Source organism: Paenibacillus sp. 79R4 (genome assembly GCF_013393165.1).
Taxonomy (GTDB): Bacteria; Bacillota; Bacilli; order Paenibacillales; family Paenibacillaceae; genus Fontibacillus.
Window position 1 is genome coordinate 37,835 of the sequence record NZ_QJOT01000004.1, and the last position, 15,327, is coordinate 53,161.

Genomic DNA, 15,327 nt, shown 5'->3' on the forward strand with positions numbered 1-15,327 from the left:
CTCACCATCTTTCATGGATTCAACGAAATTGAATGAATATGAGATCGGTCGAGCTTATTAAGGCTCAATCCCCCAGACTAGTACGCCGTTCAAATACAGCGTGACATGATCCCAATCTGTGTAGGCTGTTTTTGTGGCGTCATAGGAATAATCATTGCTCTCGTCAAAATCAGACCAGTCCGCCTTCGACATCCGCAACTGAATATCCCCCGACTGCCCTCCGGCTGCGATCGATCCGGCTGCAGCGCTAAAGCTCAGCTCAATATAGGTGTCCGCCTTCGTAGCGGAGGCTGTGCCAAAAGTATTAGTAATATTGGCTGAACCTACCTGAGCCCAGTCAATCCAGGCATTAACGTCCTGATTGCCATCCTTCGTGAAATAGTAGCGAATTTTAAGGTCACTTAAATTTACAGCAGCAGTTCCGCTATTCTTGATATTCAATTGAGGCTTGATCTGATTGTCAGTAGCGCTAGTGTCTCCAACCTTATATTGAAGTACCAGATTGGATGTTCCTGTTCCGCCGCCGCTTGGCGTGGCCGTCACCTGTGCAGAATTGACACTCTCCCCTGCGCTGTTCACCGCGCTAACGACATAGTAATACGGCGTGCCATTCGTCAAACCCGTATTCGTATAGCTTGTCGCTGTTACGCCGGTCGCTACCGTCGTATAGGGGCCGCCGCTTGTCGTTGCCCGCTTCACATTATAACTTGTCGCTCCGCTTGTCGCTGCCCAGCTCAGCGTTACTTGAGCATTGCCCGCAGCAGCGGTCAATCCCGTCGGCGCAGCAGGAACTGTAGGTGTTCCGCCGCCACCTGTTGGAATCGCCGGATATGCATTTTGAACCAGCTCTACGAATTGATTATGGAACCAGTGTCCGGATACCGGAGCATTTGGCAGTGCGCCTGTTAAGGTTCCATTGGCATTGGTATAAGTCGGGTCACACATTCTATCGAAGCCTTTGCCTTCATTATTCGGAATCTCGGAGCTTGAGCCATCCGATTCACCTGGCGGCTTCACCCATACAAAGGCATCGAGATGCGAGTTCGAATAACCTGCTGGTGCCGCTTGTGGGGGCTGCCCAATGCCGGCACCGCTGGCATTACACCAGTTGCCCCGATGAAGGCGTTTGTCGACCCGCCCGGAATCAACATAGGCATTAACGGAAGTTCCGCTGGCACTAGTAGGCCGGTTTGGTCCGCCCCAGCCGTTCCGGGACGTATCAATCAGGAAGCCAATGCTGGATGGCCAGCCTTTGGCCACGAAGCCCGAATACAAAGCAGCGGTGAAATCAGCTTCATCGAAATACGGATTCCACTCATAATAAGTGGCTGACTTGATCTGATTGCCATTAATCGTCAAGTTCGGATCAGGCAGATTCGGCTCCTCAAGTGGGGTTGTATTTGCTGTATTCGTAATAAATCCGTCCACACTGGCGAGTCCTGCCGCTGTCCCGCTAACCACCGAAGTAAAAAGATCAATCGTCGGTTGACGGTTGCTGTCCCAGCCTAACCATCCGGAGTGTGCAATGTCCATGTAATTGTACACATTAGGAATCGCATGCAGCTTATCGAGTGCATAACGCGTGGCATCTCTGTAAATATTGGTGGAATTCGCTTGTGCGCATCTGGAATCACTCAGATTCGTCACCAGATTCGGCAACGAATCAGGCTCGATGATAGCGACGATCCGGATGCTTGAATATTTCGGATTTGCGAAGATCCCGGCAATTCGGTCGATATAATCCGTCTTATAAGTTTGCAAGCCTGCCGCTGTCAAAGGCAGCTCTCCATTGGAAGCCAGGGCATGACAGTCCCGGCCAGGCAGATTATAGATTACAAATTGAGCGACGATAGGCGTATTCCCCTGTTTCTGGGCGAGTATAGCATCCATCGTCTGCTCCAGGCTCTTCCGACCGCCATTCTCCTCACCGCCGTTAATCGCAGCGATGCGGTCCAGCCAGACGGCTGTTGGATATGATTTAACGGTCTCCATCTTGGCCTTCAAAGTGCTGTCGCTAACTTGAGCGATGGAAGTATCGATCAGCGCCGCGTAATCGGGGTTCACATACATCGTGGCCCCCAGGAACGGATTGTCGACATGCGCTTCAGCAGCATAACTCTTCTCTGCCCCAAAAGGCTGAAGTAACGTCAGCGCCAAAGCTGCAACTCCCGCAATCGCCACTAATCGTTTGAATAAACTCGAATTCATGGGATCACTCCTTAATTATTGATGGTTTGCGGTTCAATTCCTAACTGGCGTACCGTCCGGTACACCGTCACTTGTTCCAGTCAGCGGTCTCCTGTGCCATGAGGGAAAATCGTCTGCTTCTCATCCTTTTGAATGTATTGGCTACCACCCCCTTTATTAGAGCGAAGGTTTGCTCCGGGCCCCTGTAATAAAATAAACAGTAGGCTAAAAGCTGCAGGTTCCAACAAAGCTGTATCTGGTCCATATTCTATGAATCTTTGAATGTAATGAGACAGATTATGCGGCTAGGGGTTACGTGTATTAACAGAATTGAATAAACGTGCCGTCCTGGGGAGTATTGGTATGCGCTTTCAATGAACATCGCTGCTCTTTTGCTGACGAAATGATGAAAAATTTTCTTTTAAACCTATGTGATGGATAACGAAATAAAAAAAGATATTTATGTAATAAAAAGTAAAAACTTGCACCTTTATATTATTGATCTGCGCGATATTTGTATAGTTGAAATTTTTCTGTGTTCTGGTTTAAAATCTTCTATCCCCGGTGCCTATAACGGCATACAAAAATCCGCGCCTTCGCGCGGACTGCTTCTTCCTTCCCTATTTATTCTCTAAGAAGGATTCTGAACCAGACTTGTTCAATAGCCCTCCTTGTTGATACATTCATTAAACTGTTGTCTCTACTAATATTAACTTACTTTTCTAACTTACGGGAATTAGAAATAGAGGGCATGCACGATGCCCCCCTCTTCAATGCGTATTCTTGTATTTACATCGCGTATTTAATCGTCATCCGGGACACCTGTTTCTCCCAGGAATCACTGCCTGATAATTCGATCTTCAAATATTGTGTTCCCGGCGGTGGAAGCTCTGAAGAATAGTAGGTTTTCTGGTACCATTGGCTGCCCATATATACCCCTGGGGTGCTGGCATGAGCCAGCTTTGTCCAATTCACCTGATCGGAAGAAGCATAGAAGGCGATACCGTCCCAAACGCTGAATTGATACATATCCGCTCTAAAGGAGATCATGTTCGGGAGGGAATATACGAAGCTCTCTGTCGTTCCATTAAGGCGCTTAACCCGAGATTTATCGCCGTTGAAATATCCGCTATTGCTGGAATCCATCGCAAGTCCGCTGGTATGAGAGAAAGTCTTAGACCAATCGTCAAGCTCATCGATAAGGGTCTGCTCTTGGGGAGCTGGCGAGCCGTTCTGACCAACAAAGGTTACAACGCTGTGAGCCGGAATAATGGTCTGGAATTTTCCATTGTTAGCCGCTACAGCAGGCCCCTGGGCCAGATTCAATTGATCATCCGTCGTGTATGGAGTCAATGTTCCGGCGGTAAAGCCGTTTGGAATCAGATTGACCTCTGCGGTCGCATCCCCGGTATTGATCGCTACAATCGTGAACTTGTCTGTAGCAGGATCTTTGTAAGCCGAGAAATACACATTGGATTTAGGATTCTCGGTCGCACCGATCCGGACATATCCCGGCTTAATAAATTTACTGTAATTCCCGAGCGTATAAAAGCGCTTTGTTATCTTATAGGTACTGGTATCTTTATCCACATTAATCAAGCCTTCATCATTGTCGCCGGGTATCGCCCCTGTCCAGTACATCCAGGCATTGACACCCGCCTTCGTCATGAAGTCATGGGTTTGCTTGGCGAATTTGAGACCGGAATTGATACCAGGATCATAGGAGTCCACCTTGGACACCTCGGTCATCCATACTTTTTTACCTTTGGAGACGGCTGTAGAGAACGGCGTAGTTGGCATCTCCAGATTCAGAATCGGAATCGGGTAGTTATGTCCCCCAACGATATCAAGCCTCTCGGCCGAGGCAGGATCATTTAACGAATCCTTGATCAGATCCTCAGACCACCAGGAAGATTCACCGGCGATGACTTTCGTCTGGAACACGCCTTCATCTATCATAGCCTGCTTCAAATAATCCTTCAGGAACACCTGGAAGTTCGTTGAGTTCCACTCCGATGAATCCCAGGTAAGGAAGGTCATTGAATTCGGCTCATTGGCGATGGAGACCGCATACAAATCGAGGTCAAATTGCTGCTTGTACTCCTTAATAAATTTGGACATCAGCAGCGCATAGTCACCGTAATTCTCCTGCTTCAGATACCCGCCATGCGTCGTTGAATTGTTGGTTTTCATCCAGGCCGGAGGACTCCACGTCGATGCAATCAGCTTGTCAACACCTCTGGCCTTGGCCTGCTGCATTACCCAAACCTGGTCCGGTCTGACGGTAAAATCGAATTGACCCGGTGCCGGGTTGTATTCGGCGAATAAAGCGCCCCGCAGAATAGACAAGCCGATTCCTTGATCCTGCGTAAATAAGAGATCCATAATTTCGCTCCTCGCCGGCTCCTGAAGGTCATATATCGCGCCTGACCAGCCAGCCTGCGAGACTCCAAATCCGTCGATTTCCTGCTTTACGTCATTCCAATTGATGCTGACATCCGCAGCTGCGGCATGCGTGGGAAGCGGCATTGTCATTACTGTCAGAAGCAATGTGCTCATTACGGCGGCCATCAGCTTGCTAACCATCTTTGTCCTCATTTCAAAACCACCTTTGATTTAGAATGATATGACTAAAAGATTGAACTAGTGAACCCGCTATCCATAAACGCAAAGCTTAATTAGTTCCCTCCCTTCCTTCCAAATACATGCTTACGCGCCGATTATAAACGGACAACGAAAATGGAAACTACTATTTTGGTGACCTTATTCTAGCATTTTGGTGACTTCTTGATTTTGATGCTGCTAGAAAGTACTAATGCATCAGTTAATCTCGTTCTATGTTTCGGGATAACCCGAAATTCCAGTCGCATTTTACCTATTTTCCCTTATAATGATTATGTACTGTGTATTTATCATTGATTTGTATTTTCATTAAACATAAGGCCCTATGAAAGGACACCCTATGAAAAATAAGTACGGTATGAATAGATGGCTTAAGGCATTGCTGTTTTTGCTAGGCGCTGCGTTTCTGACCCGGCTGATCCCGTTCTCCGGCTGGTTTCGTATTCTCGATACGATGTTTCATGAGCTTGGCCATGCCCTGCTGACATTGATTATGTCCGGAAGCGTACTGCGGATTGAGCTTAACCCGGATCATAGTGGGGTGACTTATTCTTTACTGCAGCCCGGCTGGAGCCAGATCACCGTCTCCCTCGCCGGCTATATCGTATCCTCCTTATGTTCCATCTTGATGTTCTACGGCTATTACAAGCGGAAGCAAACAGCCGGGCTTATCGTGATTAGCGCGCTGGCCTTGCTGACCATTGTACTGTTTGTGCATTCGGGCTACGGGCTATGGTGGCTGCTCATTTTCATCCTATTAAATGTACTGATTTATTTCTTGGGGAAACGGGTGCGCAATTTCTATTACTTGCTGCTGGCCTTCCTTTGCCTCGAAGAATCCGTTGTAGGTCCCATTTTCCTGCTGGCACAATCGATTATCAGCCCCGATCAAGCGGGGGACGCAACCAATCTGGCCCATATGACAATCCTTCCTTCGGTTGTGTGGGCTCTGCTCTTCGTAGTCATTGCATGCAGCTGCGCAAGATTAGCGCTGCAATTTTATTGGAAAAGCGGCAGCCGGACCTTGAGCAGCAAGTAGTATCCAAGGGCCAAGGATAGAACCATTTCATCAAATTGCGACTGCGCTTCTGCAGCAAGAAAGCCCCTCTTCTCGAGGGGCCTTGCCTAGTTGGACTTGTTCATTTCTGTACTGCTCCTGAAGTTAAGAATTGAGCATAAAGATCAACGATAGATTGCATTCGACTCAAATTCTCTCTAACGCTGCCTGTCTCCAGTCCATGATCCGCTCCGGGGGATTTCTATAATTCCATGACTATGCTGGGGAGCGATTTGCTGTAAAGCCTCATCTCCGAATAAAGAGTCCGCACTGCCGTAGATCACGATTCTATCTGTAGAATTGATAAATGGAACCGTCTCAATCACCGACGTCAGGAAAATATGCTTAACCGGCAACTGCCGCTTGCGATCCACTTCACCCGCTACGACAGTCCCCATACTCTTGCTAATAAATACCACTTCATCTTGGCCTCCATTCGCCATCGTCACCTTGTTGCTGATCTTTTACCTTCCACCCGCAAAGCGCTTTTATGCTTTTATGGACCCTCCCTTGATATATTTTATCTCAGGCTGGGTTAGGGGATTTCCGAACTAATATTATGTTATTTTCCTATCTCATATATCTCCTTGAGCGCAATCCGTACATCTCGTTCCGGATTCAAGGCTAGGATCATCTCTTCACTAACGGGCTCACCTTTGTAAACCTGGGCTACTATGTCGACAGGCAGCTTCATATCATAATAGTCCTCCGCCCAGTCCACATAATCCTGCGGAGCTTCGTAGATCATTCCTAACAGAAAACGGGAACCGTCATCCAGTCCCTTGAAGTCTATCTCACCGCATCTCCATACTTGATCCCCGGATTCTCTCCATAAGCAGAAAGTAACGTCCTCCTTGCCAAGTGCTTCGTCATTCAACCTGTCAAGCAAGGAAGAGGGTGTCTGTTCATAGATGCCCGGCCAGATCTCCCCATCCTCCCTGGCATAGGGACTCATTCCCGATTCATGATCAAACCCCTTCACGATGACTCCTTCTGGCGTAAATACAATATAAATTTCGTCTCCTGCACCATTTCTTACAGAGGCCAAAGCGGCATCCTCATCCCACCGGGGGTTATACTGGTATCTGCGCAGCCAATCCTCTGAACACAAGATAACATCCAGAATACTCATCGCTGCTAACCGCTGTCTCAAGCTTTCCGGTTCCATAAACGTCGTAGGCCAATTCATCATCTCCGCTCCCGCCCCTCCTATTTAATCATGATTGAAATCGCACTATACACTAGCAAAACTGCCATAACCGCACGAAAAATCTTCTGATGACTCAAGATCAGCCTCTGAAACACGGTTCCGAATAATCCCCAGCTAAAGGTACTTAATAAACCGATAATCCCCAGAAGAAGCGCGAAAGCAAAATAGCTGGAATAACTATGATAATAAGGGAGAATAAAGGCGGAGACAACCGCTATGCCAAACAATATCCCTTTCGGGTTCATAAATTGCAGCAGTATTCCTGCCAGAAATAAATTATGGTCTTCCTTGACACTTTCAGCTTCATGTTTGTTACAAACCACGATACTGAACGCTAAGTATAACATATAGACTGCGCCAAAAATGGTTAACGGGAGCTCAATCACCGGCATGAATCGAGTAAGCGCTCTATTAAAACCGCTGCTTAACAAAATAATTAGAAAAAAACCTCCGGCCACACCAAAGCAAAACGTGATGATTTTTCTCAAGCCATATTTCTGTGCATAAGCCATAGCCATGATATTGTTGGGACCTGGAGTAAAACTAGTCGTTACGACAAAGATCATAAATGAAAACCAAGGCAATTCCCTCTCCCCTTCCATGATGTATGTTATAATGTCCATAATAGACAATATAACGTTCGTGCTATTTATTATACAAATCGGTCGTTATATTGTAAACCCGAAAAGAAGGTGTGTTTTAATTGGAGGAAATTCATCTTGCTCTAGCCAATAATCTGAAAGCCATTCGAGAGAAGGAAAAGTTAAGCCTGGAGAAGCTGTCGCAATTAAGCGGAGTAAGCAAGACGATGATCGGACAAATCGAAAGAGGAGAGTCCAGTCCCACGCTGGCAACCATTTGGAAAATAGCGAACGGATTGAAGGTTTCCTTCACTTCGCTAATTTATAGTCCGCAGCCTGATGCGACAGTCGTCCGCAGTTATGAAATGCAAGTATTATCCGAGGACAAGGGGAGATACCGGATAGCTCCCTGTTTCCATTTCCAGGAGGACAAGCGTTTTGAAATCTATTCGATTGAAATCGATCCAAAGGGAACGGTTCATTCGGATTCGCACCGGGAAGGCACCGAAGAATTTATTACGGTCTTTGACGGAGAAGTAACCGTTCGGCTAGGGGAAGCGGAATACACCATCCAGAAAGGCGATTCCTTACGATTTAAGGCCGACAGACCCCATACCTACCACAATTCAAGCAATGCATTAACCCGCCTGAGCATGACGATTTACTACCCAGTAAACTAGAGGTTAAGCCATATAATTCAAAAGAACCTCACCTCCGGATTTGTTCCAGAGATGAGGTTCTTATTTCCTATGCATTCGGATAGGTTCTCTTCAAAAACTCAACCGATTGCCGGATCAGTTCTTGCAAGACTGATACATCAATATCAGCTGTTTTGTTAATATAAACGCATGACTTTCCTGCTGTATGTTTTCCGAACTTTTGCAGTAGCTGCTCCCGTTCGGGGTCACCTGTGGCAAAATACAAGCTCGTCTTCGCTTTCCTGGGTGAGTAACCTACAAGCGGCGCATCCCCCTCATGACCTGAGTCGTATTTATAGTGATAGCTTCCGAAGCCGATAATGCTTGGTCCCCACATTTTCGCTTCGTAACCTGTCGTTTCCGTGAAAATATCGAGCAATTGATAAGCATCTTCACGCTTTTTAATATTCTCAATACATTCAATAAACTCGATAACACTGCGGTCGGTTTCTTTTGTCTTTAATTCATACATGGGGGTTCGGTTCCTCCTCAGTTGAAATCTAAGCAAAGAGTAGAGTAGTCACATAATTTCCTGTTCGCTATGCTTCTATCACAGTAAACGTGGAATCCCCTGCAAAGGCAAGCCGGCCGATCCCTTGTATGGAAACTCGCAGCGGGTAATACTCCGCAGGCTTCTGATTCGAGAAAAACCAGGTCCTCCCCTTCTTGACAACGATAAATAAGCCATGCTCATCTCCTACCGGAGTGAGTCCCTCGCTATCCTCTTTCCAATTAGGCAGACCGATCTTATTCAAGGTCCTTACAAACGGGATAACCTCATCAACAACTACACCGATCTCACTCACGCCGTTGATCTCACCGCTATGAAAAGAATGAGAAATCGTATTTGAGAGGTTATGACGAGCGATAAATTCTACAATATTGCCCGAAGGATCCTCGAAATATACCGAGTGGGCATTCCAGGAGGTGAAGAATACCTCGTCATCCCCTTCTTCTTGAATCAATGGCACCCGGGACTGAATCCAGCTCTTCGCTTCGCGGAATTGATTCTCGGGGATATTCAGCGCAAAATGATAGAATGGACAATTATAGCCCTCCGTTGCCTCAAATCGGATGCGGGTCGCCCCTGCCTGGACCGTAAAAGTATCTTGCTTGTCTTCAACAAGCTGCAATTCCAGCACCTCTTGATAAAATAATTTCGTGGCTTGCAGATTTGCTGTCAGCAATTCGAGTTTTTCCAGAATCATCCTTTTTCCCTCCATTTATCTATAAAGTTTCACTTGCCGTTTCTTTATGTCTAGCGCCGGTTCTTTTGTCTTCTTCAATTCATAGGGGAGCTGACTTGATATTATAAGCCAGGATCGGCCTTGTATCTATCCGCTGTTCTGCTCTGGCTGAATTGCTTCAACCAAGTTTCACCTCATCATGATTATACATGGGGACGGGGAGGGGGTGAAGTTCCTTTCTACTCTAAAAGTCTGTTCAGACCATTGCAGGCAGCTCGATGATCGCTGTCATTCCTTGACCGTCCCCGCTGATCAACAGCAACCGTCCCTGATGCGCCTTGGCAATCCGGGCTACCATAGGCAGCCCCAAGCCGTGCCCATGATGGGCCGGACGTTGTCTTCTGGATGAATAAGGAAGCTCAAGCAGGTCAGGCAGATCACCCTCCGCGACACCTTGCCCGTCGTCCTTTACAATAATCTGACAGGTCTGTCCATCTGACAGGGCACTCGTCTGCAAAATAATACGGCACCCCTCGGGGTTATGATGAATACTGTTCTGCACTAAATTTGTAATTGCCCGGGTCAGCAGCTGCTCATCGACATTCACCTGAAGTTGTTCCTCGGATATATCCACATCCAGCATAAATTTATCCTTCAGCCCCTGATTCAGAAAATCGGAAGCAATCTGCCGGGCCAGCACCGAAAGCCGCAGCTTTCTTGGATGAAGCGGCTGCATCTCGTACTCCAGCATAGAAACGAGGTTCAAATCGCTGACCAGGGAACGAAGCTTCTCGCCTTGTTGCCGGATAATGGCGGCCTGCTGACGCTGTTCTGCGGGTACGGCCTTGCTCTCCTCCAGTTCGCTTGCGTAGCCCAGCACCATTGACAATGGCGTGCGGATGTCATGCGATATGCCGGCGATCCAATTGGAACGGGCTTCATCTCTCGCTTTGAGCGCGGCATCCTTCTGCTCCAGCAATAAGGATGTGTGATTGATGCTCTTAGCCAGGCTACTAAACATTCCTTTAGGCTCTACATAGGCGTTCTGTTCATGAGCCAGCAAATGGATTCCGCGCAGAAGCGGTTGGATCGATTTAATCAGACGAGAGCCGATCAGAAGAGACAGCACAAGAGCAAGCAGCGCATTCCCAATGATCAGGGCAACGATTCGGAAAGGCAGGCTCTGGACCCATTCGACGGGAAAATTAAATTGATATTTGGCTATACTTGTCTTCGGGAAACCCACCACAACCAACCCGCTCGCATGTTCCCAGACATACACAGGATAATCCATTAAGTAATTGCGCGTAAATTGGGTTATCTCGGTAAGCGTATAGGATCGGGGCAGCGAGGGTGGCAAATCGTAATCCCATACTACATCCCCCTCGCTATTAATCAGCATGGCCCAGGCCTGGTTCTGTTCAAGGAGCCTCTGCCCCTCCTCAGGGAAGGAATACCCGTCGGCAGAGAATTGAAGGGCGTTTGCTGCCTGCTGTGTAACGCTATCCGGAGATTGCCCCTCATTCATTCCCTTGAAGATCCAGACTGCCAGCAATATGAAGTTTAGGATGAGCAAAAGCACGGAAATGACGATGGTTGTCCTGGCAAAACGCTTTAAAATGCGTGCAGTTCCGTCCATGTTAGCCCTCCTTCACCAGCAGCTTATAGCCAAGCCCCCTTACAGTTATTAAGTGCTCCGGGCTAGAGGGATTGGTCTCTAGCTTCTCCCGAATTCTTCTGATATGCACCATTAGCGTATTCTCATATCCGAAATAATCGTCTCCCCACACGGCCTGACATAACGCATCGCTAGTAACGATCCGCCCCCGTTCGCGATAAAGCTTCACTAACAGCGCATGCTCTTTGGCGGTTAAAGCCTGTACTCCTTGCTCACTGCGTACCTCCGCGCCCTCCAAGTCCACGATATAATTGCCGAGTCCGAAGACCGGCATATGCTCCACGGTCGGAGAAGCATATACCCGCCGCAAAATCATATTAAGTCTCAGTACCAACTCACGCGGCAGAAATGGCTTCACCATATAGTCGTCCGCCCCAAGCCCAAGGCCCAACAGCCGGTCTTCGTCCTCTCCCCGAGCCGACAGAAACAGGACAGGCATTGCCGAAAAGCGGCGGATCGAAGTGAGCAGGGCGAACCCATCGCCATCAGGCAGCATGACATCCAGGATCGCGATATCCGGCTTGTCTGTCCGGCAGATGGCCAGAGCCTCCTGACAATTAGCCGCATGAAATATGCGAAAATAACCCTCGTTACGCAAAAAACGATCCACCATCTGGCGGATTTCATACTCATCCTCAACGATCAGCAATTTCTTGTGCTTTAAATCTTCCATTTGTTCATCACCCATGGTCATTATACCAAGGGAGCTCTGGTGAATCAGCAGCCGCGGCAATTCGTACAGCGATTTAAGGTTCTCGTAAGGTAGTCTTCAGGTTCAAGAAGGGTCCTGGCTATATGCTGAGAGGGTGAATCTAGAAATTGGATGGGAGAGAAGTCAAATGAACGCAATCGTCTCAACACATAACCTTTCAAAATGTTATGGAGATACCTATGGTGTCAACAATGTGAATTTAAGCGTCTACGAGGGTGATGTATATGGGTTTCTGGGGCCAAACGGGGCGGGAAAATCAACCACGCTGAAGATGCTTCTTGGATTAGTCAAGCCGACAGACGGTAAGGTTACCATCTTTGGCAAAGATTTCAGCAAACACCGTCGCCCTATACTCAGTCAAACCGGTTCGCTGATTGAATCGCCTTCCTTTTACGGACATCTGACCGGCCTTGAGAACATGAGAATCATGCAGAGCTTACGTAATGTTCCGCATCAAAATGTGAACGAAGTGCTGCAAATTGTCAGATTAGAGAAGCAAAAGGACAAGAAGGTAAGTCAATACTCGCTTGGGATGAAGCAGCGCTTGGGGATTGCTATGGCCTTGATCGCTTTTCCCAAGCTGTTGATTCTCGATGAACCTACCAATGGGCTGGACCCTGCCGGAATCGGAGAAATACGGGAGCTGATTCAATCGCTGCCACAGCGTTACGGAATAACTGTGCTTATCTCCAGTCATCTCTTGTCAGAGATAGAGCAAATCGCGACCTCGGTAGGCATTATCAGCCAAGGCAAGCTTGTATTTCAGGGAAGCATGGACCAGCTTCGGGGCAAGAGCGAAGGCCGTATAGCAATAAAGACAGCCAATAATATGGAGGCTGAGAGAATCCTTCTCCATCAAGGGCTGCCATCGCTGCGCGCAGGTGAATACCTGACGCTGAAAAGTGTTGGGGATCGCGAGGTCGCCAGGATGAATAAGACCCTTATCCATGCAGGGATAGATGTCATTCGCATTGAGGAACAGAGGAAAAGTCTGGAGCAGTTGTTCCTCGAAATGACGGGAAAGGAGAGCAGCCTATAATGAGTATGCTGGGTCTGGAATTTTATAAGCTGCGCAGAAGACATCTGTTTCTCATGATCGCCCTGTTCCTTAGCGTAGAGCTGGCCTGGATCTTCCTTTCAACAAGCATCTCCCTCTCACGCAATCCGGATCTTGCAGGCTGGGAAGGGCTGATTACCACAACGGCCTCGATGAACGGGTTATTTCTTCCGATCTTATCCGCGGTAATCGTATCCCGCGTCTGTGATATGGAGCATAAGGGCAGCACCTGGAAGCTGCTGCTCTCCGTCTCCGTTACCCGCGGCAGGATCTATGCCGCCAAGTATTTTTGCGCCTCAGCCCTGATGCTGCTCTCCATCCTGATTGAGTCTGCGGCGATGATTGGCTTCGGCAGGATACATCAATTTCAATGGTCCACACTGTTTCCTCTGCTGATTCCGTTTATGGGCGGAGCTATTTTGACCAATCAGGCGGTTATCGCGCTCCAACAGTGGATGTCCTTGTCTGTCAAGAATCAAGCATTTAGTCTTTGTCTCGGAATGATCGGCGGGTTCATCGGCATGACGTCGCAGTTGTTTCCGGCGAGGGTCAGACATCTATTCGTCTGGTCCTACTACACCGAGCTTAGTCCAGTTACCTACGATTATGCGGGCTCAATTATGCGGTTCGTAACCCGACCGGTTGGATTTATACTGCCAGCCACTCTAGTCATCATGGGGATTGTTATTTACATCATGGGCAGTTTCCACGTATCCAGGCAGGAAGTGTAGAAGTAACTTAACCTGTTGAATAAACCACATTATAGGAGGACCATTATGTTAATCAGATGTATTCGTGCTGAGCAGCTTAAGCTGCGTCATTCCCGGATGTGGCTGATCCTTGTCACACTGCCTGTTTTGGCAGTGTTCATCGGCTGCGCCAACTTTTATTTGAACCAGAGCGCCCTGCAAAATGAGTGGTATAGCCTTTGGACACAGGTAAGCCTCTTCTACGGCGAGTTCTTCCTGCCAGTATTAATAGCTATCTGCTGTGCTTATGTATGCAGGCTGGAGCACTTAAATAAAAATTGGAACATGGTCATGAGCGCCCCATGCTCTGCTGCGCACGTATTTATCTCCAAGCTGGTCATCATCAGCCTCCTTATTCTCACAGTTCAGCTGCTATTTCTTGCTCTATACGGCACTGCCGGCTTACTACTGGGATTGCGGCAGCATTATCCCCCGGAGACCTTGGGCTGGATCACCCGCGGCTGGGTCGCAGCCACCATGATCGGTGCGATTCAGCTCCTGCTCTCGATGCGTATCCGCAGCTTTGCGGTGCCTATCGGTATTAGCGTATGCGCCGTATTTATCGGATTGGGGATGTATGTGATGAAGATAGGCTTGTATTTTCCCTATTCCCTACTGACGATCGGAATGGGCGTATTAAGCCAGGAGAGCTTAACCGCAGCAGACACCCTGCAATTCTTCATTATGAATAGTGTATTTATGTTATTAACGTCCGCGATGGCCATTCGGTGGCTGAAAAGCTCAGACGTGGCTGCATAAGTGAATAACCCTGTTGCAATAAAAATCACCCGGTTCTCGCGGACAAGTATCCCGAGGCTGGGTGATGCTTATTTCAGACATAAAATTTACTTTATCCGTAATTTGCTGCTGTCCAGAAAGGAACGGAGAATCGGCCTGATTCTAGCCATTTCCACAGCGCTTCTAGGGATAAGCACACCTTGGTTTTTAGTCAGATAGATAATAAACAGATCCTTCGACTCACTTACTTTAGCGACTTCATTCCATGGAATCAGCGAATCATTGGTCTCAATCGCCATCTGTATTCCGTCCTCGGATAAGGTTAGCGTCTGCTCACTCTTCAGTATCCCACTGGTTTCAAAAGCCCGCCTAGACTTATAAAGTGTAAGCAACCACATGAAGAAAGTCAGAACAAGGCTGAGAATAATACCTATTGGAGCCTTGGACAACATCACGTCAAAATTTGAACTTTTGATCCATGTGGTTGCTATAAACACCACAAAAATGAATACACCAATGAAAATCAACTGATTTTTCGAATGAGCCAGGGTTAGTGACTTGTATTCTTTGTAAGTAATCGAGAAACTGAACTTGTAGGGAAGCTGTTCTTCTGTCATTTACGAGGTATCTCCTTTGAATTCTCCATTTCTTTTATTTTAAACCGCATCTATATCCCCTGCAATCCCTCTCTTAATTGATCAATTCCCGCTAGCTCCCCGCCCATGTTGTTCCCCACATCTTTCCTATGGTATCTGGCACACAAGGACGGGCCTTAACGATTCTACTGAATTTCCAAACGGCTTCATCCACTTAGATCTTGGAACCATCCATAAGTGAAAATAATGCCTCGT

General features: G+C 47.7%; 15 protein-coding genes. 5 read left to right on the plus strand and 10 right to left on the minus strand.

The features are described from left to right. Positions 1-57: 57 nt before the first annotated feature. On the minus strand, positions 58-2,208 hold the full coding sequence (locus tag DMN77_RS06065) for a glycoside hydrolase family 6 protein (RefSeq protein ID WP_179014022.1): 2,151 nt from the start codon (positions 2,206-2,208) through the stop codon (positions 58-60). 768 nt (positions 2,209-2,976) lie between these two features. Continuing rightward, on the minus strand, positions 2,977-4,785 hold the full coding sequence (locus DMN77_RS06070) for a glycoside hydrolase family 30 protein (RefSeq protein ID WP_179014024.1): 1,809 nt from the start codon (positions 4,783-4,785) through the stop codon (positions 2,977-2,979). Positions 4,786-5,167: 382 nt separating this feature from the next. On the opposite strand from DMN77_RS06070, the gene DMN77_RS06075 reads away from it, so the two are divergent. Then, positions 5,168-5,848, plus strand: coding sequence for a M50 family metallopeptidase (locus DMN77_RS06075; RefSeq protein ID WP_179014296.1), 681 nt, complete (start codon positions 5,168-5,170; stop codon positions 5,846-5,848). A 176-nt stretch (positions 5,849-6,024) separates the two neighbouring features. Here the strand turns inward: DMN77_RS06075 and DMN77_RS06080 are convergent, their stop codons facing one another. From DMN77_RS06080 to DMN77_RS06090, 3 genes are all read right to left on the minus strand, one after another. Next, on the minus strand, positions 6,025-6,285 hold the full coding sequence (locus tag DMN77_RS06080; RefSeq protein WP_179014025.1) for a hypothetical protein: 261 nt from the start codon (positions 6,283-6,285) through the stop codon (positions 6,025-6,027). 143 nt (positions 6,286-6,428) lie between these two features. After that, positions 6,429-7,058: a hypothetical protein gene (locus DMN77_RS06085; protein ID WP_179014027.1), complete on the minus strand. Its 630-nt coding sequence runs from the start codon at positions 7,056-7,058 to the stop codon at positions 6,429-6,431. Between the two features lie 17 nt (positions 7,059-7,075). Then, positions 7,076-7,660 carry a LysE family translocator gene (locus tag DMN77_RS06090; protein WP_179014028.1) on the minus strand — a complete coding sequence of 195 codons (585 nt, stop codon included), beginning with the start codon at positions 7,658-7,660 and terminating at the stop codon, positions 7,076-7,078. Between the two features lie 119 nt (positions 7,661-7,779). Between DMN77_RS06090 and DMN77_RS06095 the strand changes: the two genes are divergently transcribed. Then, positions 7,780-8,337, plus strand: a complete 558-nt coding sequence (locus tag DMN77_RS06095) for a helix-turn-helix domain-containing protein (protein WP_068781628.1) — start codon at positions 7,780-7,782, stop codon at positions 8,335-8,337. 67 nt (positions 8,338-8,404) lie between these two features. Here DMN77_RS06095 and DMN77_RS06100 read toward each other — a convergent pair whose 3' ends face one another. The 4 genes from DMN77_RS06100 to DMN77_RS06115 form a co-directional block, all read right to left on the minus strand. Continuing rightward, a complete protein-coding gene (locus tag DMN77_RS06100) occupies positions 8,405-8,827 on the minus strand; it encodes a DUF1801 domain-containing protein (protein ID WP_068781629.1) in 423 nt (140 codons plus the stop codon). A gap of 67 nt (positions 8,828-8,894) precedes the next feature. Next, a complete protein-coding gene (locus tag DMN77_RS06105) occupies positions 8,895-9,563 on the minus strand; it encodes a VOC family protein (RefSeq protein WP_179014030.1) in 669 nt (222 codons plus the stop codon). A gap of 235 nt (positions 9,564-9,798) precedes the next feature. After that, the gene (locus DMN77_RS06110) at positions 9,799-11,181 is read right to left on the minus strand and encodes a sensor histidine kinase (protein ID WP_179014031.1); all 1,383 of its coding nucleotides are present in this window, start codon (positions 11,179-11,181) and stop codon (positions 9,799-9,801) included. A 1-nt stretch (position 11,182) separates the two neighbouring features. Beyond that, on the minus strand, positions 11,183-11,893 hold the full coding sequence (locus tag DMN77_RS06115) for a response regulator transcription factor (protein ID WP_179014033.1): 711 nt from the start codon (positions 11,891-11,893) through the stop codon (positions 11,183-11,185). A 166-nt stretch (positions 11,894-12,059) separates the two neighbouring features. Here DMN77_RS06115 and DMN77_RS06120 point away from each other — a divergent pair, with 166 nt between their 5' ends. Genes DMN77_RS06120 through DMN77_RS06130 form a run of 3 tightly spaced genes read left to right on the plus strand, consistent with a single transcriptional unit; the run spans position 12,060 to position 14,497 of the window. Next, complete coding sequence (locus tag DMN77_RS06120; protein ID WP_179014034.1) at positions 12,060-12,971, plus strand: ABC transporter ATP-binding protein; 912 nt, start codon at positions 12,060-12,062, stop codon at positions 12,969-12,971. Then, positions 12,971-13,720 carry an ABC transporter permease gene (locus tag DMN77_RS06125; protein WP_179014036.1) on the plus strand — a complete coding sequence of 250 codons (750 nt, stop codon included), beginning with the start codon at positions 12,971-12,973 and terminating at the stop codon, positions 13,718-13,720. Before DMN77_RS06120 ends, DMN77_RS06125 begins: the two co-directional genes overlap by 1 nt. Before the next feature lie 45 nt (positions 13,721-13,765). Next, positions 13,766-14,497, plus strand: a complete 732-nt coding sequence (locus DMN77_RS06130; RefSeq protein WP_068781635.1) for an ABC transporter permease — start codon at positions 13,766-13,768, stop codon at positions 14,495-14,497. An 86-nt stretch (positions 14,498-14,583) separates the two neighbouring features. On the opposite strand, the gene DMN77_RS06135 is transcribed toward DMN77_RS06130, so the two are convergent. Beyond that, a complete protein-coding gene (locus DMN77_RS06135) occupies positions 14,584-15,093 on the minus strand; it encodes a YcxB family protein (protein ID WP_179014037.1) in 510 nt (169 codons plus the stop codon). Positions 15,094-15,327: the final 234 nt, after the last annotated feature.

Excerpts from the sequence above, each read along its gene's own strand:
- DMN77_RS06065 (WP_179014022.1), bottom strand. The coding sequence starts at position 2,208 with ATGAATTCGAGTTTATTCAAACGATTAGTGGCGATTGCGGGAGTTGCA.
- DMN77_RS06070 (WP_179014024.1), bottom strand. The coding sequence starts at position 4,785 with ATGAGGACAAAGATGGTTAGCAAGCTGATGGCCGCCGTAATGAGCACA.
- DMN77_RS06075 (WP_179014296.1), top strand. The coding sequence starts at position 5,168 with ATGAATAGATGGCTTAAGGCATTGCTGTTTTTGCTAGGCGCTGCGTTT.
- DMN77_RS06085 (WP_179014027.1), bottom strand. The coding sequence starts at position 7,058 with ATGATGAATTGGCCTACGACGTTTATGGAACCGGAAAGCTTGAGACAG.
- DMN77_RS06100 (WP_068781629.1), bottom strand. The coding sequence starts at position 8,827 with ATGTATGAATTAAAGACAAAAGAAACCGACCGCAGTGTTATCGAGTTT.
- DMN77_RS06105 (WP_179014030.1), bottom strand. The coding sequence starts at position 9,563 with ATGATTCTGGAAAAACTCGAATTGCTGACAGCAAATCTGCAAGCCACG.
- DMN77_RS06110 (WP_179014031.1), bottom strand. The coding sequence starts at position 11,181 with ATGGACGGAACTGCACGCATTTTAAAGCGTTTTGCCAGGACAACCATC.
- DMN77_RS06115 (WP_179014033.1), bottom strand. The coding sequence starts at position 11,893 with ATGGAAGATTTAAAGCACAAGAAATTGCTGATCGTTGAGGATGAGTAT.
- DMN77_RS06120 (WP_179014034.1), top strand. The coding sequence starts at position 12,060 with ATGAACGCAATCGTCTCAACACATAACCTTTCAAAATGTTATGGAGAT.
- DMN77_RS06125 (WP_179014036.1), top strand. The coding sequence starts at position 12,971 with ATGAGTATGCTGGGTCTGGAATTTTATAAGCTGCGCAGAAGACATCTG.
- DMN77_RS06130 (WP_068781635.1), top strand. The coding sequence starts at position 13,766 with ATGTTAATCAGATGTATTCGTGCTGAGCAGCTTAAGCTGCGTCATTCC.
- DMN77_RS06135 (WP_179014037.1), bottom strand. The coding sequence starts at position 15,093 with ATGACAGAAGAACAGCTTCCCTACAAGTTCAGTTTCTCGATTACTTAC.